The following is a 399-nucleotide window of genomic DNA, read 5'->3' as shown; positions in this document are numbered from 1 at the left end:
GCCTAAAAATGAAAGTCGTCGCGACGGATGGGATTGATGTCAGTCCCGTCGATATCGATGATTTCCGTATTGGGGTGGCCGAGACTTATGATGTCATCGTGACGCCCACTAAAGACGCGCATACCATATTTGCTCAAAACATAGATCGGTCAGGCTATGTTGCGACAACGCTTGCTACCAAAAAAGGTGCTCGTCCTGCGATACCTGCTATGGACAAAATCGAATGGCTGACGATGGCCGACATGATGGGCGCCATGGGATCGAATGGCTATAACGCTAAACATGCCAAAACAGAATATGACTTTAAGTCCGATATGCGCGTTGATAGTCCGCGTATGAACCTTGATGACCCTGGTATTAATCTACGTAACATTGATAGAAAGGTTTTGAATTATAGTC

General features: G+C 46.1%; 1 protein-coding gene. It reads left to right on the top strand.

What is annotated here, in order from left to right; all coding sequences use genetic code 11:
- Window positions 1-399 (top strand): cupredoxin domain-containing protein (locus tag CHM34_RS18715; protein WP_500690241.1); only part of this gene is annotated, 399 nt, incomplete at both ends.

The sequence above is a fragment of the Paludifilum halophilum genome (assembly GCF_002245355.1).
Lineage (GTDB): Bacteria > Bacillota > Bacilli > Thermoactinomycetales > DSM-45169 > Paludifilum > Paludifilum halophilum.
This window is presented reverse-complemented; position numbering and strand designations above follow the sequence as displayed.